This is a genomic window from Haloarcula amylolytica JCM 13557 (assembly GCF_000336615.1).
Lineage (GTDB): Archaea > Halobacteriota > Halobacteria > Halobacteriales > Haloarculaceae > Haloarcula > Haloarcula amylolytica.
In genome coordinates this window covers 223328-244089 of the sequence record NZ_AOLW01000010.1, presented here as the reverse complement: position 1 = coordinate 244089, position 20762 = coordinate 223328, and the positions used below count along the sequence as shown (strand labels likewise).

13 protein-coding genes and 2 pseudogenes are annotated in these 20762 nt (G+C 59.9%); 7 read left to right on the top strand and 8 right to left on the bottom strand.

All coding sequences use genetic code 11. The features are described from left to right. The 7 genes from C442_RS04740 to C442_RS04710 all read left to right on the top strand — a co-directional run bounded on the left by C442_RS04740 (position 1) and on the right by C442_RS04710 (position 11180). Entirely contained in the window at positions 1 to 1746 is a 1746-nt protein-coding gene (locus C442_RS04740) for an ABC transporter ATP-binding protein (protein WP_008308252.1), read from the top strand. Further along, positions 1746 to 2555 (top strand): energy-coupling factor transporter transmembrane component T family protein, encoded by an 810-nt coding sequence (locus tag C442_RS04735; RefSeq protein ID WP_008308251.1) that lies wholly within the window; start codon positions 1746 to 1748, stop codon positions 2553 to 2555. Before C442_RS04740 ends, C442_RS04735 begins: the two co-directional genes overlap by 1 nt. 186 nt (positions 2556 to 2741) lie before the next feature. Further along, entirely contained in the window at positions 2742 to 3488 is a 747-nt protein-coding gene (locus C442_RS04730; protein WP_008308250.1) for a 2-phosphosulfolactate phosphatase, read from the top strand. After that, complete coding sequence (locus C442_RS04725) at positions 3488 to 4276, top strand: histidinol-phosphatase HisJ family protein (protein ID WP_008308249.1); 789 nt, start codon at positions 3488 to 3490, stop codon at positions 4274 to 4276. Before C442_RS04730 ends, C442_RS04725 begins: the two co-directional genes overlap by 1 nt. 363 nt (positions 4277 to 4639) lie before the next feature. Next, complete coding sequence (locus C442_RS04720) at positions 4640 to 5134, top strand: DUF3592 domain-containing protein (protein ID WP_008308248.1); 495 nt, start codon at positions 4640 to 4642, stop codon at positions 5132 to 5134. Between the two features lie 132 nt (positions 5135 to 5266). After that, positions 5267 to 6319 (top strand): hypothetical protein, encoded by a 1053-nt coding sequence (locus C442_RS04715; protein ID WP_008308247.1) that lies wholly within the window; start codon positions 5267 to 5269, stop codon positions 6317 to 6319. 679 nt (positions 6320 to 6998) lie between these two features. Continuing rightward, the gene (locus C442_RS04710; RefSeq protein ID WP_008308246.1) at positions 6999 to 11180 is read left to right on the top strand and encodes a hypothetical protein; all 4182 of its coding nucleotides are present in this window, start codon (positions 6999 to 7001) and stop codon (positions 11178 to 11180) included. 362 nt (positions 11181 to 11542) lie between these two features. Here C442_RS04710 and C442_RS04700 read toward each other — a convergent pair whose 3' ends face one another. The 8 genes and pseudogenes from C442_RS04700 to C442_RS04670 all read right to left on the bottom strand — a co-directional run bounded on the left by C442_RS04700 (position 11543) and on the right by C442_RS04670 (position 20725). Then, on the bottom strand, positions 11543 to 11797 hold the full coding sequence (locus C442_RS04700; protein WP_008308242.1) for a hypothetical protein: 255 nt from the start codon (positions 11795 to 11797) through the stop codon (positions 11543 to 11545). A gap of 201 nt (positions 11798 to 11998) precedes the next feature. Next, positions 11999 to 13225 (bottom strand): Tm-1-like ATP-binding domain-containing protein, encoded by a 1227-nt coding sequence (locus C442_RS04695; protein ID WP_008308240.1) that lies wholly within the window; start codon positions 13223 to 13225, stop codon positions 11999 to 12001. Between the two features lie 2 nt (positions 13226 to 13227). Beyond that, complete coding sequence (locus C442_RS04690) at positions 13228 to 13653, bottom strand: cupin domain-containing protein (RefSeq protein WP_008308238.1); 426 nt, start codon at positions 13651 to 13653, stop codon at positions 13228 to 13230. A 1-nt stretch (position 13654) separates the two neighbouring features. Further along, positions 13655 to 14488 carry a phosphoenolpyruvate hydrolase family protein gene (locus C442_RS04685; protein ID WP_008308236.1) on the bottom strand — a complete coding sequence of 278 codons (834 nt, stop codon included), beginning with the start codon at positions 14486 to 14488 and terminating at the stop codon, positions 13655 to 13657. Positions 14489 to 14592: 104 nt separating this feature from the next. Then, a pseudogene (locus C442_RS21435) lies at positions 14593 to 14703 on the bottom strand (IS6 family transposase); the annotation flags it as partial. A 127-nt stretch (positions 14704 to 14830) separates the two neighbouring features. After that, positions 14831 to 15250: pseudogene (locus C442_RS04680) on the bottom strand (MFS transporter); the annotation flags it as partial. Positions 15251 to 15272: 22 nt separating this feature from the next. Further along, a complete protein-coding gene (locus C442_RS04675) occupies positions 15273 to 18140 on the bottom strand; it encodes a UvrD-helicase domain-containing protein (protein ID WP_008308233.1) in 2868 nt (955 codons plus the stop codon). Next, positions 18137 to 20725 (bottom strand): PD-(D/E)XK nuclease family protein, encoded by a 2589-nt coding sequence (locus C442_RS04670; RefSeq protein WP_008308232.1) that lies wholly within the window; start codon positions 20723 to 20725, stop codon positions 18137 to 18139. Before C442_RS04670 ends, C442_RS04675 begins: the two co-directional genes overlap by 4 nt. Between the last annotated feature and the right edge of the window lie 37 nt (positions 20726 to 20762).

The following is a 20762-nucleotide window of genomic DNA, read 5'->3' as shown; positions in this document are numbered from 1 at the left end:
ATGATGACAGCGACACACGACTCTCAAATTGCCGTTGACGAACTGCAGTTCCGGTATCCCGGTGCTGACGAAGCTGTGTTGACCGGGGCGGAGCTGACGATAGAGCCCGGCGAGTTCGTCGCCATCATCGGTGGGAACGGTTCCGGCAAGACGACGCTGTGTAAGTCGTTTAACGGAATCATCCCGCATTTTTACGAGGGTGATATGCGAGGACAAGTTACCGTCGCTGGACACGATGTCTCCGAGAGCTCTGTTGCAGAGCTCTCACAGCACGTCGGCTACGTGTTCCAGGAGTTCGATAACCAGCTCGTCAGTCCGACTGTATTCGAGGAAGTCGCTTTCGCCCCGATGAACTATGGACACGAGGACTACCGCGAACGAGTCCACCGGACACTAGATCTGCTCGATTTGAGCGGACTGGAAGACCGCTTCGTCTGGGAACTCTCCGGCGGGCAAAAACACTTGGTTGCGCTGGCGGCAGCGTTATCGCTAGACCCAGACATCCTCGTCGTCGACGAACCGGCGGCACAACTGGACCCAGTCAACGCTCGGGAGACCTACGACCGTCTCGCCACGCTCAACGAAACCCACGGGAAAACCGTGGTCACTATCGAACATCAGACAGAGTTCATCGCCGAATACTGCGATAGCGTCGTCCTCGTCGAGGACGGTATTGTCCGTTGGAAATTACCGGTCGAGACGGCCCTCAATCAGCTGGAAGTCCTCAGAGGACAGGATGTCCATCCCCCACAGGTCACGCGGATCGCCGAGCGCGTCCTCGATGATGCTCGCCCGCTCCCGGTGACGCTCGCGGACGGCCTCGATCTATTCACCGATTACGGCGACACCACTGTGGCTCGAACTGACGGACCACCGGAGGTGAACCGGAAAGGGAAGCCTGTCATCTCCTTCAACAACGTCTCGCAGTCGTACGATACACTCCGAAGCGGGACAAAAGACGTTCTCGATACCCTCTCACTGGAGGTCTACCCAGACGAGCGGGTCGTCCTCGTCGGCAGCAACGGCGCTGGGAAATCCACGCTCATGCAACTGGTGACTGGCTTGGAGACGCCCGACGAAGGGACGGTCACCGTCGGCGGAACAGACACTGGAGATGTGCTCCCGGAGCAACTGGCCGAGGAGGTCGTCTACGTCAAGCAGAACCCCGAAGAGATGTTTATCGACGATACTGTCCGGGCTGATGTCGCTCACTACCTCGATGATAGGGGCTACCCGAACGTCGAGCAGCGAGTCGACGAGGTGATCGAATTCCTCGACTTGGAAGATCTGCAGTCCCGGGACGGCCGCCTGCTCAGCGTCGGCCAACAGCGCCGGGCGTCACTGGCTATCGGGCTTGCGACGAACCCGTCGATTATCCTGCTCGACGAACCAACCGGCAGTCTCGACCTCGCGAGTCGCGAGGAGGTCGGTCGAACCATCGACCGGGCGGGCGACCGTGTCGAGACGGTCGTGATTGCGACACACGACCTCGAGCTCGCGGCATCGTGGGCGACTCGTGTCGTCGTGCTCGACGACGGTGACATCATCGCTGACGGCCCGCCGAGTGACGTGTTTGCTGACCTTGCCGCTCTCGAACGAGCGAACCTTCACCCACCGCAAGTGGTCCGCCTGGGGACAGAACTCGGCCTCAGTCCCGCACCGCTCACGGTCGAGGCGTTCACGGACCGACTGAACACGGCAAGTCCGCCGGACGAGACATCGAAACCGACCGTGGAGGAGCAGTGATGACGACACTCGATGCGCTTCGTGATGCCACGTCTGTCGAGGCGATCAAGGCTGACTTGCTTCGGACGGCCTACGAGAACGAGGGTTCGTTCCTCCACCGCTTGGACCCCAGAGTCCTGTTACTCTGGTACGTCGTCTTCCTGTTCGTCCCGTGGCTGTTCTACGACACGACCATCCTTCTCGGACTGCTAGCGTTCGTGTCGGTGCTCGCAGTACTTTCACGGGTCAGCCTGTTCCTCGTCGGACTGATGGCGTTTACCGTGGCAACGACGTTAGGATCGTACGCTGTCGTGACTGTCTTCACGGGTGATCCCGTTGCGGCAATTCGAGCGTTAGTTCCGTACACGCTGAAGTTAACGATCATCTCCGTGTCGAGTTTGGCGGTGTTCTCGAGCATGGGTCCGAAGACCCTCTCTCAGGGTCTCAGAAGTCTCGGGATTCCACGACAGTTCACGTTCCTCATCACGTACGGCTACCGGATGCTCCCAGTGTTGTTTGAGGAGTACCACGATCTGGTGAACTCGTTCCGGTTACGGAGTACGGCTCCCGACTCACCCGGGCGATTCCGCTGGCGGCACTACGTCTACCTGCTGAAGCTATCGGTGCGTGCGTTCTATCCGATGATCTTCAACGTGGCAAAGCGAAGTCGCGTCACCGTCGAGGCCATGGAAGCCCGGGGATTCTCGCACTCACTAGCCGACGAGGCGAGTACGGAGCTTCGGCTTGCGGACATGCAGATTCGACCCGTCGATGTCGGGTTCTTCGCCGGTTCTCTGCTCGTCGTTACCGGACTCGCGCTTCTTCTGTGATGTCCTCCGCGCCGTTGACTGTTGCCTTACCGCGTTCTCATTCTCTTACTAGCGTATCAAAAGGGACTCCAGTGTACCCTTTGACAGTCTGGCACTGTCTACAGTATATTGAGGGATACATATCGGGTGTAACTGCTCCATAGGGCTCTTAGCGGTCTTTTTGACATGACGGACTGAGTGAGTGATATGAGCCTGATTACGGGAAACTCGCTCGAATCGAAACTGCTGGAGACGATTATTCTCGGCCGAGCAAAGATTCCGGACGACCCCGATCCAGGGAACTATGTCGTCGTCGACGTCGCGCAGTTCTCGACGACGGTCCCGGAACTGTTTGCGAATGGCGCGGAGTACATCTACATTACCGAGGAACGGGGGAACGAACCAGCATTCAAGGCTGAACATCCAGACGCGAAAATCGGCGGGAGTTCCGGCCCGGACTATCGGGGCGAAGAAGGATACGACTTCTTCAATTCACCGAGCTTCGTTCAGGATATTGACGTCGCCGGTCGGCCGACTGCGATGACCTCGACCAACGGTGGGAACGCGGTCACGGATATCCGCTTAGCAGGCGGTGACGACGTCGATATCTACGTTGGTGGGTTGACTAACGGGAAAGCGGTCGCCGACTATCTCGCAGACAGCGACCGCGAGATCTATTTCGTTGCCGCCGGCTCGAGAGGGAAACCCTCGCCTGAGGACCTCGTTGGCGCGCTGTATATTGCTCGGCAACTGCACGGGAAGCCACTGACACCGGAGCAACGCGATATCTATCGGGAAGTCGTTCAGTTCGCGAAGGGGCCGAAGTACGAGGAGAAACCACAGATCAAGCGTACGGACCTCTACGAGTACACACTCGCGTTCGACAGCCGTGACGTCGTTCCGAAACTGGACGGGCAACGACTCTATGACGTGAGTGGCGAGAGCGAGATCTGATGCGGACCGATATCCACACGCACACCACGTACTCGGATGGGTCGGATCTCGACGCAATGGTTACCGCGGCCGAACAGGCTGGCTTGTCTGCACTCGGGCTGACTGATCACTGTATCGTCACTGAAGACGACTTCGGGCGACGTGCGAGATACGACCTCGTCGAAACGTATCAACAACGCCGGGAGGACATTCGTGCTGCCAGAGACACGACTGCCCTCCAACTGTACGATGCTGCCGAAGTAAGCTACGTCGAAGGCACCGAGTCGCGTATTGCGTCGTTTCTCGACACCGCCGACTTCGCATACACTATCGGGAGCGTCCACTTCGCCGACCAGTACGACTACACCAGTGGGACACAGTACGTTACTGCGTCCGCAACGCAACGCCGGAGGGCCGTCGAGCGGTACTACGATGCGGTCGTTGCGCTCATCGAATCTGAACTCTTCGACGTAGTCGGGCACCTCGACCTCCCAGAGCGCATTCCAACGTTGCGACGGCACACAATTCGAGCGGATTACGACCGGGTCGCACGAGCGCTTGCTGACTCCGAGACAGTCCCTGAGGTAAACGCCGGTCGCGTCCATCGCTCGCTCGGCCGGGTACATCCCGACCCAGCGATGCTAGATCTGTTTACCGAGTATGGAATCCAGTTCGTCCTCGGATCGGACAGCCACACGCCTGCAGAACTCTCGCAGCGAGTCCCCGAACTACGAACACTGACTGAAACACTAGACCGGTCACCTGTTGCTGCTGTACTACGCGATAATCAACAGTACCGTGATTTTTGAGCAACCTATAGTAGCCATTGAAAATCAATGCATACCTGCTCGCACGACGGCAGTGCGATCAGTGTGTACATCGTTTCAATTGTTACTATAGCGACTGTTCGAATGCCGTGAACACAGCGAATATCTCACTGCGATAGTGGCTATATATAGGTTTTAGTGGCCAGCCCCTATGATGATATCTTGTGTATTCCGCCCTCCAGGAGTACCATCGCACACTCCCACGACATAGCGCCCGAACTGTGGCTATGACCTGCTCGCCCCGTCACATTCATCTGAATAAACAGTTCAGTCCCCAATTACTTGAGCTTCTCACAGACACTTGGCTGCCGTTAGCCATCAAATTTTCCGGAGGAGACTGGTAGCATGGCCAACGATTCAGGGCTTCGTGTTACTGGTCCAGATACTCTGGGTGGCGCAGTACTGTACCTCGTTGTCGGTATCGCTATCGCTAGCTACGGGGGATTCGATTACGTTCAGCAGACTGAAGCAGTTCGAAACTCGGTTGAAGTGGACGCGAACATTACGGAACTCGGTATCGAAACGGATAGCGGAACATCGTCAAATCCGGGCGTAAAGTACGAACCGAACGTCGAATTTGAATACACCTATAATGGAACTACATACACCGGGACAAAACTATACCCAGCGAATATTGAGCGGAACTATGAGAGACGGTCAGCAGCCGAATCAGCGATCGACTCTTACGAACAGGGGACACAGACAACTGCATACGTGTCTCCAGACGAGCCAGAAGATGCGTTTTTGAAAAACAAAACGTCGAACGCACCGATCATCGCTATTGGACTTGGCGGATTATTCACCCTCTTTGCAGCCTTCTCTGTCGTGAAGAAGCTCTGAGTCCCCTTCCGTTGTTCGGCTGTCCGTGTCGTTACTGGACATCATGTGTGATCTGCCCGAATACGTTTAACTAAACACGACTGTTCTATTCGCGCACAGCTTAAAGTGTAAATAGAGCTATATCTAACCAGTATGGTGGAAGAGTCCGGCCCGAAAGGAAAAGAGGAGGGTCAGTCGGCAGCACAGTCGACGTTCACGCTAAATCGGCGGACGCTACTTCAGTCAACCCTTGTTGGAAGTGCGATATTGGGGGGAGTCGGTCTGGCCACACCAGTTGCCAGACAGGTGCAGTCCGACGAGAAGGGTTCTGGAGATAGCAACAATCGCTCAGCGGGCTTTCCGCCGAGTGGCATCACTGAGTATGGACGGAAAGTCACCCTCGGAAACGGGGAGGTGCGAACATTCACGAGTGAAACACCGTCAGGAGAGCCGAGGTATCACGGAGTCGAGTTCGACCACACGGCACTCGAGGGGCTTCCAAGCGAGACAGAGATAAGTGAGGTAAACGATCCTGTGGAGACTGATAAGTATCGGTTTAGTGGACAGGCGGCAACGATCCATTTCAAACAGTCACTCCAGTTCTTTGTGCCGTTCCCAGATGCGGCTGGCACGCCGTTTACCTTCTTGGGACTCAACTGGAATCCGGACGGCCATTTCGGTGGCAAAGGAGCGTGGGAGAAGCCACACTTCGATATCCACTTTCATACGCGTGACCCTGCAACAGTGGATAACGTCGAGGGGCCTCAGCTTCCGCCGTACGATATCAAAACAGCGGACGGAATCGAGACAAATTTCGACTTCGCTCAACTTCCAGAAGGGTATGCGCGATCACCTCCGCCCGTCGCTGACGAGCGGTATATCACAGACATGGGTGAACACGTAGCTCCCAACGATGCGCCTGAACTCCCAAGTGGCCCCGACGACCGAGGTGATCCTACTAGCTTCAGCAACACACTCATTCAAGGGTTTATCGGTGACACAGAGGGGTCACAGTTGGCGTTCGTGGAACCGATGCTCACCCGAGAGTTCCTGAGCGATTTCCGAGGCAGCAAAACGTATGACGTCCCACAACCGGCCGAATATCCACACGAACAGCAGCACCCACACGAGTACAGTGTCCGGGATATCCCGTCGCAAAACAAGACCGTAGTCGCTATTCAGAGTTTCAAACATGTATCTGACTGAGCAGCAGGATCGTCTTAGTTGAGCACACTCGCTCAAATTGAATTCTCCACGCAGTGCGGCTCGTTGCGCCACGCAGTTTGACAGAATACGCAAATACGGTGGCCACGAGGCGCACCGTGATATTAGCACTATCTGACAAGTCGTTTAGTAACTATTCTGTATGCAACACGTCCCCTCGGCAACCGTCGATGTGACTGAACACGCGACGCTCACAAACATAGAGTTGAACTTTCAGTATAGTAGCCATTGGAAATCAATGCACACCTGATCGCATGGCGGCAGTGCGATCAGTGTGTACATCGGTTCAATTGGTACTATAGAACCACTACAGCGAGTGTTCATCCCACTGGGAGAGCGAATCGCTCTCGTTTCGTCGGGCGACCGAGTCTATCCCTCCACAGGCAAGATTAGAGTTGAGCGTGGGGTGACTGAGGATGCGCCGCCCTGACGGCGCAGACAAGCGACCCGAAGCAGAGCCGACAGGGACGGTCTGCCAACGACGAAGACACCGGGGGCTAATCGTCAGGTGATGTCGGGGGAGTGGTGGCTGGATCGGCTTCGGGGATATCTACCCCAACAGCAAACAGTTATATTCTCCAGCAAGCGTACTGAACAGATATACTCGGCAGGGTCTGCCATCCGGACGCGGTCGTCGGCGGGGTCCGTCGTGGGGAATTACATGGAAGGAACGGTTCGAGAAGTCACGCCTGGCGAATTGTGCGACGCGGTCGACCCGTGTGAGGTTACACTCGTCCTCGGGGCACCCAGTGTCGGAAAGTCACATCACCTGCGGCGGGTCGGTCCGTCCGTCGAGCGGCTCGCAGAAACAACAGCTATCGACGACGACGAACTCGTGGTCGTCGACGATTTTGTCTCGGCGGTTTTGCACCTCGGCGGCGACCGGGACAGGCTGAATGGCCTGTTCGATCGTTCCGGGGGTGCAGTAATCGTGACGCGGCCACGGAGCCTCGACTGGCTCTGCCGACACGGTCACCTCGCGCCCGTTTCGTTCCACGACCGAGTCGATTCCGTGCTCGTGGTTCGGACGCCCCCCGAAGAGAGCCACGATGCAATCACCGAAATCCGCGAACTCACCAGCCAGCGACGTCCACCAAAACTGGGTGACGGGGAGCGCACGTCCCTCGTCGAACGCGTCACCTATCCAGGCTATGACTTCGAGGACGAGCGGCTTCAGCAACAGATCGGGACCGTCGAGGAGACAGTCACGCCCGCAGCTTTCCTCTCGCTCTCGCAGTATGGGTCCGAAACGGTTCTGGCCGGTCCCGATGTCAGGGCGGTGGTTACCGACCGCGACATCACGGTCGAACCGTTTGACGAGGGCGCCCTCGACCTCATCGCGTCCCTTTATCCCTGTGCCGAGGATGGCAGTTGTAGCTCGGTCGAAATGTCGCCTGCGGTCGCCACCGCACTCGCTCTCGTCGCGAGGTCGCTGGCAGATGACGACACGGAGTGGCTCGAACCGTTCGTTCGACATCGGCCGCTGGCCGGGGCTGCCGAAGCCCTCGAAATCGCCGTCGATCTCCCGCCGGGGACGGTCGAGCGGCTTCGGGTGTTCGGGTCCGAACCGATGCGAGCGAGGATCAGTCAGCGCCTGACGGCTCAGTCCGAAACGGAGACAGCCATCGCCGACGCGAGTGCCCCAATCGATGCGGCTCTGGCAGCCATGCGAGCAATCGGGTCGTCGCTGGACGACGCCGCGATGGAGCCCGACGAGTACGGAACCGATCCCCTCGTCGGTTCCTGGCACTGGAACGGACTAACAGCGTTAGACGCGGCTGCGGCGGACCGAGAGTTCCCGAACTCGGACAAGAACTCTGCAGCCGACGGGGACGTTGCTGGGGTCGGCGTCGACGAGGTCGTCGACGCACTCGATGGCGGGCTCGTGCTCCTGTCGGGACCGAAAGCCAGCGGGAAGCGACGGCTCACAGCGAGCGTTGCGACGGCACTTACGATGCGGGGAGCGACGGTCAGACTCTCCGACCTCCGTCAGCCAAACCACAGCAGGGTGGGAATCGACGCCACGCCCAACGCAGTCGTAGTCGCGACGTACGGGGCCGAGCCAGCACGGATCGTGAGCGACGCTGGCGTTCGGGCGCTCGCTGACTGGGTCGAGGCAGGGGTCTGTTCCGGTGCAGTGCTGCTCTGTGATAACGACCGACGGGAGCATCTGGATGCCCTCGCCGACCGGACTGGCTGTGACGACGTCGAGGCCTGGTGCGACCGTATCGAGTTCGACCTTGGAGACGCTGACCTGACGGCCGATCGGAGGCCAGAGGCGGTCGCCGAGGATCTGCTGTCCGCGCTGGAGTGGCCCGAAAATCGAACCCCTTCCCGTCGGTCACTCGCGGTCGATTCGGTCGCGGGCCAGAGTACGCTGGCAGCGATCGCTGGCATGCCCGACAGTGCTCTCGATGCGGCCTTCGTCGGGCAGGCCGTTGCCGAGGCCGTCGCTGTCGTCGCACGGACCGCCCAGCCGAGCGCCGCACGGGAGTGGCTGCTCTTGGTCGACAACCTCGTCGGAGACGTCGCAGGGAACCGCTGTGACACGGACGCGGCGATCAGGTACCGGGGAACGGTCGCGGGCACTGCTATGGCGACTGTGGCGAGCGAGCACCCGACAGCCGACGCGTGGGTCGAGGCCATTGCAGTTCGTGCGCTGGCACTGACCAACGAGACCGCGACTCCCCACGGTCGGGACTCGGTCGGTGGCGACGTCGAACCTATCGTGACCGCCGTCACGACGGCCCTGTCGACGCTTGCCCGACCAGAAGCCGGAGGAGAGCCGAATCAGGGGGCACTCGCGACGGTCGACCATCTGCTCCACGAGATGGTGGACGGGAACGCCATCGATCCCGAACCCGGCCTGTATCCGCTCTGTCGGATCTACGGGAAGACTGTCGGACGGCTCGTAGAACGAGCCGAGGAGTCGGCGAGTGCCGAGGCGGTGCTCGCACCGGTGATCGCGCTCGTCGACCAGACAGCGTCCGAGTACGAGGACGGTCACGCGTCCGTCCTCCTCGGCAACGTGTTCGGATCGATGCTCGGGGCCCTCGGGAGTGTGGAGATGCCGACCGACGACCTCCCCGTCTGGATTGACGCGGTCGACGCTGCTGCGAGAGACGTGGCCACGTCGCTCCAGCACGACGAGAACCGGGCCGAGCTGTTACACGTCGCGTCCGTGAGCGCAATCGGCTTCTGGGTGTTCGACCACAACTGTCCGGCGGACCGATTCGAGCCGTGGCTGGTGGCGACCGGCGAACAACTCTGTCGGAGCACGGCCGAGTCGTCGTTCGTCGAGCACCCCGAATCCTTCGTGGTCGACACGTACAGCTGGGCAATCTGGCACGTCGTTCACTACCGCGACCTCGACCGTGCCGAGCGACTGTTCGAGAAGTGTCACCGGCTGGTCGATACGATCGCTGACTCGGAGGTCCCCGACGACGAGTGGGAGTGCCGTGCGTCACTCCACGCCGGCGCGCTCGCGACCCTAGCCATCGTGGAACAGGGAGACGTGGCCAAGTCGGGCCCCTACGGCAAAGGAGCCCTCAGACTCCCGAATTCGCCAGGGTTCGCGGACTGGATCGACCGCTACGACGCGACCGTGACCCGCGGAGTAGCGGGCGATGCACCGACAGCAGTGGTCGAGCCGTACCTTCGGGCGGTCTACCGTGGGGCGCTCTCGACGCAGGTCCGGGGATACGACACCGAGCCTGACGACGGGATTTCGCCACACAGCGAGAGTATGTGGTTCGACAGCCTGACAGAGCGCATTGAGGACCTGGCAGCCACGGGTGACCTAGTCTCGGATCCGGTCGCGTTCCTGCGTTCGGTCTACGGCGACGCAGCTACAGGGTGGGCCGCAGAGGGCGAGGCGAACCTGGCCGGAGAGTGGCTTGGGTCGCTCGTCCGGGCGTTCCGCGGAGCGCGAGAAGGGATCGAGGGACCGAGCAAGACGGAGTGGTTCGACGCGTTCGCGGAAGCGGACGCGGCCGTTCTCCTGGCAGTGCTGACTCGGACTGACGCCGGCGGGCGAACGCACGATCGCCTGGTGGAGTCGGTACTCTCCCAGATCGAAACCACCGCAACGGCGACGGAGTACCCACTGCAGCCCGTACACTACGTCGCTTCGGTCTTCGGGACCGCACTGGCGCTGGCAGTCGAGGCCGACCCTGCGGAAGTTCGCTTCGGCGTGACCGAAGTCGTCGCCGCCGAACAGCGAACTGACTTCGCGTGGGTCGGGATGGCGCGGGCGAGTGTCCTCGAACGGGTGTATGCGGCGGCTCTCGCCGAAGTCGGGCAGACGAATGCCGACCACGACAACACCGAGGCGTGGCTGGCCGTCTGCTCGGAGCGGATGGAAGCAACTGCGACGCGGGAACTCCCCGACGATCCCGCCGGTTTCGTTGCGGGAGTCTACACCCGGGCGTACGTCGAGGCAGTCGAAGCCGAGACGCCAGCGTGGCGCCGGCGTCTCGATGCCGCCCTCCGGGCGTTCGCCTTGGAGAGCCACGTCGAGGACCCGGCGACGTTTCTCGAAGGAGTCTACGCCGACGTCGTAGTCGCGGGAACGACGCAGAGCCAACTAGCCGCCGAGGTCGAGGCGTGTGTCGAGGCCGTGTCTCAGTCCGTCGAGCGTGCGAGTGAGGAGAACGTCTTCCGGGCCGACGATGCCGTGGTACGAACCTTCTCGCGGGCCGTCGACAGGCTCCCGACGGGTAATCCCCGAGCACAGGCAGACTGTACCCACTTGCTCGGTCGGGCACTCCGGGCGACCGGGGGCGAGACCCTCGAAGCGGCCGTCTTCGGCGGCGACCGTCCGACCGGGGACTACTCGGAGTGACCCACTGGCAGAATCCACCGTATGGCAACCTACTACGTCCTCTCGAGTCCAGACCACAATCCCGACAGCAACCACAGTTCCGAGTGGCCGAAGGAACTCGGACTGTCATTCGACGACCGTGAGATCTGACTCTTTCAGGGAAAAGGGCACGGTCTCGGCGGTGCCGTCTACGACTTCGAGGACTTCCGCCTCGACGAGTGGGCCGAGTTCGTCGACGCCTGCGCCGGCGACTGGCTCCGCGAGGAACTATCCAGACACGAGTCGCTGACTGCTATCGACGAGGCGGACTTCGTCCGGACGCTAAACCGACACGCCACGTTCGCAACGGAAGAGCACTGACGAAACTGGTGGGACCGCTATGCTCATTCGTCGTCCGTTTTCCCTGGCCAGACCGTCGGCCTGATCCGTCTGTCATCGTACGCTGAGAGGTCGGCGCGGACGGTCTCGACCAAGTCCGTGGCCGAGGACTCGCCGTCTTCGATTGCAGTGACCTCCGCGGGCGTCAAGCGCACGGAGACATCGCGCTCTACCGGTCCGCCGAGGAGGAAGGTGAGAATCCACTCGCCGTCGCGGGCCAGCAGGACGTAGGAGTAGGGCTGCCGATCGAGGACTCGCATTGGTCGGTCGAGGAGCAACGCGGGCTAAACAGTTCCGACAGGGCGAAGCCTCTTACGGCCGTTCGTCCCCCGTATCGGTATGTCTCTCCTCGAATTCGACGTGACTGCTCGCGGCGGTGCGCGATGACTGACGGTCCGACGGTGACCAACGCTGGGAGCAGGCGTACCAGTCCGGTGTCGGAGATTCCTTCGAAGCAGTAATCACTCCTCCGGAGCGAGATCTACCGCCCGCATATACGCGTCAAGCTGCTCGGCCAGTGCCCGGGCGAACGCTTCGTCATTGATGTCGGTCTCCATCTCGACCAATTCGACCGACTCAGCCAGATTTGTTTTGAGTGCCTCGAACAGGGCTGTGTCGGCGTCGGGATCATGGAAATCCGCTCCCTCGACGTCGAGCATCGAAACACCTCCAAGTGGAATATATAGGGCGGTTGGTCCGTTCGCTGCTGAGAGCTTCTTCGCGATGACCTCGCCCAGATCAGCGTTCTCCTCGGCCGTTGTCCGCATCAGCGTTACCTGTGGGTTGTGGATGTGGAAGTGCCGCCCCTCGAACTCCTCGGGGACGGAGTCTCGTGGCCCGAAGTTGACCATGTCCAGCGCGCCCGTCGAGACGACCTGTGGCGTGCCCGTCTCCGCGGCGGCGTCCAGCCTGTCGGGGCCAGCAGCAAGCACACCCCCTACAAGCTCGTCGGCCCACTCCGTCGTCGTCACGTCCAACACGCCGTCGATGACGCCTTGTCTCACGAGGGCCTCCATCGCCTTCCCACCGGTCCCAGTCGCATGGAAGATGATCGTCTCGTAGCCTCGTTCTTCGAGATACTCCCGAGCCGTCTGGACGCACTGTGTGGTGACACCGAACATCGAGATCCCGATAGTGGGGCGGTCTTCAACTTCGATGTCTGGCTGGTTCGTGACCATCCCGACCATCGCGAGGGCAGCATTAGCAATTACCTTCCGGGAGAGTTGGTTGAGTCCCTCAATATCAGCCACCGAATACAACATCATCACGTCAGTGGCACCGACATACGGTTCAATGTCGCCGGAGGCCATCGTCGAGACCATCACTTTCGGGACACCAACCGGCAGCGCCCGCATCGCCGTGGTCGCGATCGAGGTGTTACCCGAACCGCCGAGTCCGAGCACACCGTCGAGGTCGCCAGCATCGTGTAGCTGCTGGACGATCGCCGCTGCGCCCTTGCCCATCGCTTCGATCGCCTCACCGCGGTCGGCATCGTCCCGGAGGTGCCCCAGCGTGGTGCCGCCCGCTTCGGCGACCGCACTCGCAGTAGTGTCCGGATCGATCTCCGGGTCGCCCACCACGCCCGTGTCGATGATGTGTACGTCAACGCCTTGCGCGCGAAGGACATCTCGGGCGAAACCTATCTCTTCGCCTTTCGTATCGAGCGTCCCAACGATTGTGACGGCCATACTCACTCCTCCACGTTCTCGGGTGTCGGCAGTTCGCCCGGCGGGACGATCTCACACTCAGGAAGATCCCGGAGTACCTCTTCAGGACCCGGTGGTGCGTAGACCGCGAGCAGTAACAACGGTTCCCAGCTGGTGTTGACGGTTCCGTGTTCGACGCCTTCAGGAACGAACACCATCTCGCCGGCCGAGATATCGCGTGTCTGATCGGCGACCTCTTGTTCACCCTCGCCCTGGATGACGAAGAGGATCTCGTCGCTGTCAGGGTGCGCGTGGCGCTCATGGCCCTTTCCGGGTTCGAGTTTGACGACGCCAGCGCTGAAGCGCTCGCCACCCGTCACGTCAGGCGTGCTCAGCCACTTCAGGACGCCCCAATCGAAGAGCTGACTTTCGACGTCATCAGGAGTTATGAAGTATTCGCTATCAGTCATCTTAGAGACTAATCTCCTTGAATTCGCGGGCCTGTGCTTCGATTGCCTCCTCAGTTGGGAGGCGTTCGATGCTCGACGCACCGAAGAATCCGACGACACCCTCGGTGTGTTCCAGTACGTACTGGGCATCGTCGGGCCATGCGATCGGGCCGCCGTGACAGATCACCAGTACGTCCTCGTTTACCTCTTTTGCGGCGTCGTGATGAGCTTGAACGCGCTCGGCTGCGGCATCGAGATCTAGTGCCGTCTCGGCACCAATATCCCCAGATGTAGTCAGTCCCATATGTGAGACGACCACGTCCGCTCCGGCCTCGGTCATCTCGCGAGCCTGCTCCTCGCTGAAGACGTATGGGCAGGTGAGCATTCCTTGCTCGGCCGCTTCTTGGATCATGTCGACTTCTTTGTCGTAGCCCATCCCCGTTTCCTCGAGATTCTGTCTGAACCCGCTGTCCTCGTCGATGAGACCCACCGTCGGGAAGTTCTGGACGCCCGAGAACCCACGTCGTTTCAGGTTCTCGATGAACACATCCATCTGTCGGAACGGGTCGGTCCCGTTGACGCCGGCGAGAACTGGCGTGTCCTCGACGACTGGAAGCACTTCGTGGCCCATCTCGACGACGATCTCGTTGGCGTCACCGTAAGGAAGGAGGCCAGCCAGCGACCCCCGACCGTTCATCCGATAGCGACCGGAATTGTAGATGATCAGTAGATCGACGCCACCGCGCTCGGCGAACTTCGCCGAGATACCGGTCCCTGCACCTGCGCCGACGATTGGATCGCCGCCCGATACTGTTTCCTGAAGTCGATCAAGGGACTCCTGCCGTGTGAATTCCATACGTCAGATACAACCATTTCATAATATAGTAATTAATTTTTTGATGATTGCGAGGGGTTGCCACGACACATAATATTACCAATGCTCATAGGGAACCCTCGTCAAACCCAATCGTGGACGGCTTTGCGACTGCGTTGGACACCCCGATCTTCGAGTACTTCGATGGTATTCGACAACAAAAGTCCCGCAACGTGGGATTGTATACCCGATTCCATCGCCGAACGCCCCTGATGGAGCGGAATATGGTGTCCACACGGGGTATGGCGACTGCTTTCACGATTGTATCTGGGATGGGCGTTCCTCTGGCCGAAACGGGCGTGGGGGCCCCCACTAATCGGCCGATTAGTGCGTCTCGATCTCCAGATCAAAGTCGTCGGGAGTTGCCGTTTCGATGGCGGGGAGTCGACGGAGCCGTGGCCGTAGGAGGACGTAGACGGCAGTAAAGCCGAAGCCGCTCGCGGCCAGCGCCATCGTCGTCGTGGTCCCCAACGCTTCAGCAACTCCTCCACCAACGAGTGAGCCAAGCGGGAGCGTCGCTCCCGAGGCGGTTCCCTTCGTCGCAGAGACGCGTCCAAGTAGGTCAGTCGGGAACACGCGCTGGTTCAGCGTTGCGGTGAGCACGCCCGATACGCCAGCAAGAATCCACGCGAGACCGAACAGCGTGATAGTCAGTGCAGTCGTTGGCGCAAACACCGCCACGATCCAGCATACTGCACCAAGCCCCTGGGAGACGAGTACCGTGCCGTAGGACTCCCCCCAAACTCTGTGTGAACCCTATTCTTATCTACTGATGGTCCAGCACAAGCTTACGGAGATCCCCCTTCGATAGCGGTTCAACTGACACCACCTCCCCAATAGCAGAATAAAATAGGCTTGTGGTTACCTCTCGGTCCGGATACTCACTGGCGAGTACGTGATAATACACGCTCAGTTGCTTGCGATACTCGTCTTGTGCCCGTCGGCTTCGGTCAGTCTTGTAGTCGATTATCTCGACTCGATCGGGCGTGATGTGGACCAGGTCGACGATACCGGTAATCGACACTCGCCGGCCGTCGATCTCAAGCGGCAGGATAGCGTCTGCTTCGACATGCAACTCCCCACCCAGCCCATCCAGCAGCGACTGGATGCGCTCTTCGTGCGGATTCGATGGCGAGACCGACTCGCCCAGCACGTAGGCCTCGGCGAAGTCGTGTACCTGTGAGCCAAAGTCTACACCACTTGCTTCATCAGCGTCGGCCTCACCGGCATTGGCCTCCGATTCAGTAAACACGGAGTCATCCATCAGTGAATGTGGACTGTAGCCAACCGGACCATCGGGTGTGGCAATGCTGAACGGCAGCTGTGTCTGGACTGACTCGTCGGGCTGGCTCGCTTCAATCTCTGTCGCCCCCTCGGTAAGTTCGACTGGCAGCTCAGAGAGGAACGTATTTGGATCGGCCCCACTGGCAAAAACGACGTGGCTCTCGGCTCGGGTGATGGCCACATACAGGAGCCGGCGTTCTTCGTCGTAGTCATCGGGGAGACACTGCCGCAGGACATCGTAGCGCCAGTTATCGTAGACGTGTGGATACCGGCCTTCGTCAGCGAATGTTTTGCGCTGTCGGAGCCCCGTCGCCTCGTCGTACTGCAGCACACCACTGGTCCGACCACGCGGCGGGAACCGCCCGTCGTTCATATTGGCCAGGATGACGATCGGATACTCCAGACCCTTGGCGCCGTGGATCGTCTGGACCGTCACCGAATCCGTATCAGTAGTGGTGTTGATCGCGTGGGTACTTCCCTGGTCTATTGCGCGTTCGATAAACTGGATCAGGTCCCCGCGAGTGAGCGTTGTGGCGTCGTGGACGGACTGGATATGCGCGAGCAATTCCCGTGCATAATCATCAGCAAGCCCGTAGCGATCGAAGACGCGTCGGGCCAGCGAACTTACCGCCTCAAGCTCTCGAAGCGCTTCGCGAAACTCGGTCATCGCTGGCGGGTAGCTCTCCCGATCCAGCTGGGCATTGATCTCATCAAGCGTGTAGCCGGCCCGCTCTAGAACAACGGCCCAGCCACGGTCGCCATCGGATTCGACGATCCGCAGCCACGCCAGCAGTAGCTTCGCGGGGTCACTGCGGTACAGTTCGACCTCCCCGTCGTAGGCCATCGGGAGCCCGTGCTCCTCGGCTGCAGTCAGTAGCTCCCGTCCGTAATCGCGTGTCCTGGTCAGGACTGCAATATCACCGTGGCTCGGGGTTGTGGGATTACCGTTCTCGTCCTCAATCCGGTAGTCGTCGCTATCGACAATCGACTGGATCCTGGCCAGTACCGCCTCGTGTTCGTCCTCATGGTGAACAGCCTCAATGTTGGTCTCGTCGAAGGTGGCATTCGAGGACAGCGGGTCGACGTCGACGGGCTCGTCGATGGCTTCAGAGCTCGTCGCTGGCGTGGTCAGTGCATTGGTCGAGAAGTCCAGCAGTGTCTGTGTCGACCGGTAGTTCTCCGTCAGCTCGATGTACGTGATCCCATCCGTCCCGAATTCGACCCGCTCGGAATCGGCGTTCAACTCGCTCCGGAATCGCTTCAGCCGGGTATCGAACTCCGCGATGTTCTCGACGGCGGCGTACTGGAACGAGTAGATGCTCTGTTTCCAGTCGCCCACGACACAGAGATTGTCCGTCTCAGCGAGCAGCAGCGCCAGCTTGAACTGAATCTCACTGGAGTCCTGGAACTCATCGACCATCACGTACTCGAACCCGACGCGGTCACGCAGCGCTGGCTCCTCGCACAGTGCCACGAAAGCAAACAGCTGGAGGAACCCGAAGTTCAGGTAGTTCCGTTCCAGAGCGAACTCCAGATACTCGAAGTAACAGTCGTGAACGAATGCCAGTAGCTCATTCCGATCCTCTTCAAAGACCTCGCGAGCGACGCTCTCGTCGAGTTCCTTGGTCCCCCGGCCACCCCGAAGCTCCGATTTGGAAGGGGCGGACTGCCGGTAGGTTTTGTTCGTCCCGAACCGCGAGAGATCGTCCCGGAGCGGGGATTGCTTGCGTCCGTCGTTGCGGGCCTGATTTTGGGCATCGAAATACTGCTTGAACAGCTCGTAGTCACCCTGCAAGTGTTGTGCCCCATCTCGATACCAGCCGTCCGCGGTCGGGAAGATACCCTTCGCAGCGAGTTCGTTAATGAGCGAGAGCGGCTCGGTAGGCTCCGAGAGTACCCGAAAGATGTCGTTGTACTCAGGATGGCGATCCCGGAACTGCCCGAAGAACTCACGGAATAGCTCGTCCTCGAGTTGGCTATCCTCAAGGATCTGGGTTCCTCCAGTGATCCGGTCATCAATTCCCAAATGTGTCGGGGCGCGATAGCCGTGCTCGTCGAGCAGGTCGTGACAGTACGAGTGGAACGTCTGGATCGGTGCGTCGGCCAGCTCACGCATTCCGTACGAACAGTGTTCGACGATGCGCTCACGCATCTCGGTGGCCGCACTGCGGGTGAAGGTAACCAGCAGGATGTCCTCGGGCTCGACGTCGGGCTGGTCGACGATGTTCGCATACCGGCGTGTGATGGCGAAGGTCTTGCCGGTGCCAGCACCGGCGTCGACATGGTAGATCCCCTCGGTCTCATCGATCAGTTGTTGCTGAGCCTCGTTCGGGGTGCGGTCGTCACTCATCGGTTTTCCTCCAGGAACATGTCGCGATGGTCGATCCGTCGATAGTTGGGTTCGCCACCCAGTCCCTCAATCGGGAATCGCTCCTCACCAGCGCGGTACCGATTAATCTCGGTCAGTCGGTCGGCGACGAATTCCTCGAACTGGTCGATATCGTCTTTGAAGAAGTTGCGCTTCCGGACGCCGTTGAGTTCCCGAACCGCCTGATCGGCCCCCTTCTCGGCATCGACGTCGTCGCTGGTTTCCTGCCGGACGGCCTCGGCAAATCGGTCGGCGAAGTCAGACTCCCGTAACGCCGACCGATCCGTCGTGTCCGGGAACGTGAGGTCTGTCATGATCTCGCTGTAGGTCCCGAAACCAAGCTCCTCGAAGGTCGCCACACAGTCCTTGTAGCCATCCAGGAGGACCTCATACGCTGGGTGCGTCCCGACGAACTCGTCGAACGACTGCGGATAGTAGGAGACTGTCGTCAGCGTCTCATCTATATCCGCGTCGCCGGTGATCGCATCGTCGAGCGTTTCGAGGAAGTGGAAAAAGGAAAAGGAGAGCGCCTCGCCGGGCTGGTGTGTACGGAACTGTGCCAGGTAGGCGATTGCCTGATAGTTGACTGTCTCGTTGGGTGGGTCCATCGCAGCCTGTTTACAGACGTCGTAGGCTGACTTCTTCGACCCGCTCTTGTAATCGAGCAGGGCTGTGGGTCCCTCCACGAGGTCGATTTTCCCGTTGATACCGAGGTCCGGATTGGTGAACTGGCGTTCGGTCAGTGGTGAGTCAACGGGGCGGTCGAAATACGATGCGAAGAAGTTCTCATCGGGCTCCCCGGCCGGGGGCAGATCGGCAGGTGCCGTCGGTGGATTGGCATCCAGATATTCGACGATGGTTTCCAGCCCGATCCGATACTGGCGTCGGCGTAACACCCGGTCCGTCTCAGGGTAGAAGGGTTTGGCTTCTTCGAGCATGACATCGACCACCTCCGAGAGCGTGTCTGCGTCGATGACCTCGGGATAGTTGACGTAGAACTCCGCGAAGTCATGGAACAAATTCCCCTCGCGGAAATAGTCCTTGTCGGGGGAATCGACCAGCCGGCTGAAAAGATACTCCCGTGGGCTGTTGACGAAATTGTTGAGACTGGTCTGGCTGATCGTTTCGATGGGTGCCGACTCGACCGGGGGCTCGACGGACGTTTTCGCAAAGCCATCACGGTCACCATCGACCGTCCGTTCATACCTGACTGATTCGAGGTCGCTGAACCGCTCGAATGGCTCTTCGAGGAGTTCCTCGAAGTAGAGACACGGCGTCACCGGTTGGCCCCCAGCGGTATCCTCGACCAGATAGTACTGGTCGCTGCCGCTCTGGATTAGTCGCTGAAAGCGGCGGATATACCGATCGAACTGTGCCTCCGTGTCGACCCAGGGGCGCTGTGGAGCGCTATTGGTCCAGCCCTCGTCAAGTCCGAGAAAGAACACGGCCTGTCGGTCGACGTAGCCGGCAGATTTGGCATCTGCGAGTAACACGCCCTCGTTTTCTCTGTCCACTGGAACCTCGTAGAAATCCAGATAGAAGGCGAGATCACTAACCCGCGATTCGGTGATCACAGTGTCGTGGAGCCCGAGCGACTCGAGTTCGTCCCGAAGACGGTCCAGTGTTCGGCTGGCTTTCGATTCGTAGGCCGTGAGGAGCGAGCCAAAGGTCCGGTCCCCGATCGACTCACACACCTCCGTAATCCACGCGGTTGCTGGCAGGTCGGTCGCTGCCAGGCGTTTCTCACTGTGCTCGATATCGACATCGGTCCCAAGTCGTGACAGTATCGGGGCGACATCGCTGACAGTCGTCTCGGAGCCACGATAGGCGACGCGCAAGAGCCGCAGTACCGCTCGCACATCGAGGTCATCGATGAATCCCGGTCCTCCATAGTAGGGAATATCTGCAGCTTCGAGCGCAGATTCGACCAGTGGAGAGTACTGGCTCGAACTATCCAGCACCACTGCGACATTATCAGCCGACTCCTCGTCGATGGTATCCACGACCGCGTCGACGATCGCCGATGGGGACCTGAAGATGTTGAACGCCGGGTAGTCGAAGGCGTCGTCAGTCAACAGGGGATACGTGTCATACTCCGCTGGTAGGATCGATCGTTCGAGCTCAGTGAACTCCGGGAGCCCAACGACGGCAACCGACTGGTCCGCGTCAACCGTGAACTCTGTCAGCTGTTGTGACGTCGACTGGCGTGCGGCGAGCCTGTCTACCACAGTGCGCGTAACGGGATCGTCGTAGGTTGGATACTCCAGGATCCCCGCGGCCTGTCCGTGGTGCTCCCAGCACTGGAGGACGTTCCCGATAGTGTAGGACAGCGCTTTCCACGAGTCGTCGACAGTGTCGGCGAGTTCCAGAAACGCCGTCCGGTCCTCGGCCTGCTCGCGACGCCCAGCGGCCAGTCGGCGTGGAGTGGTTGCAAACGTCCCGAACTGTGGCCGGTCGAGTCGGCGGTTGAGGGCGCTCGCAAGCGGGGCGTCAGGAACTAGGACGAGATCATAGTCGGCGACCGATGTATACAGATCCGCAAGTGATCTTGCACGCTGAATAGGCACACTGGTAGGAGTATAACCAGTGGCAAAAAGATGGCTC

Excerpts from the sequence above, each read along its gene's own strand:
- C442_RS04700 (WP_008308242.1), bottom strand. The coding sequence starts at position 11,797 with ATGCGAGTCCTCGATCGGCAGCCCTACTCCTACGTCCTGCTGGCCCGC.
- C442_RS04690 (WP_008308238.1), bottom strand. The coding sequence starts at position 13,653 with ATGACTGATAGCGAATACTTCATAACTCCTGATGACGTCGAAAGTCAG.
- C442_RS04720 (WP_008308248.1), top strand. The coding sequence starts at position 4,640 with ATGGCCAACGATTCAGGGCTTCGTGTTACTGGTCCAGATACTCTGGGT.
- C442_RS04740 (WP_008308252.1), top strand. The coding sequence starts at position 1 with ATGATGACAGCGACACACGACTCTCAAATTGCCGTTGACGAACTGCAG.
- C442_RS04695 (WP_008308240.1), bottom strand. The coding sequence starts at position 13,225 with ATGGCCGTCACAATCGTTGGGACGCTCGATACGAAAGGCGAAGAGATA.
- C442_RS04685 (WP_008308236.1), bottom strand. The coding sequence starts at position 14,488 with ATGGAATTCACACGGCAGGAGTCCCTTGATCGACTTCAGGAAACAGTA.
- C442_RS04715 (WP_008308247.1), top strand. The coding sequence starts at position 5,267 with ATGGTGGAAGAGTCCGGCCCGAAAGGAAAAGAGGAGGGTCAGTCGGCA.
- C442_RS04735 (WP_008308251.1), top strand. The coding sequence starts at position 1,746 with ATGACGACACTCGATGCGCTTCGTGATGCCACGTCTGTCGAGGCGATC.
- C442_RS04675 (WP_008308233.1), bottom strand. The coding sequence starts at position 18,140 with ATGAGTGACGACCGCACCCCGAACGAGGCTCAGCAACAACTGATCGAT.
- C442_RS04725 (WP_008308249.1), top strand. The coding sequence starts at position 3,488 with ATGCGGACCGATATCCACACGCACACCACGTACTCGGATGGGTCGGAT.
- C442_RS04710 (WP_008308246.1), top strand. The coding sequence starts at position 6,999 with ATGGAAGGAACGGTTCGAGAAGTCACGCCTGGCGAATTGTGCGACGCG.
- C442_RS04730 (WP_008308250.1), top strand. The coding sequence starts at position 2,742 with ATGAGCCTGATTACGGGAAACTCGCTCGAATCGAAACTGCTGGAGACG.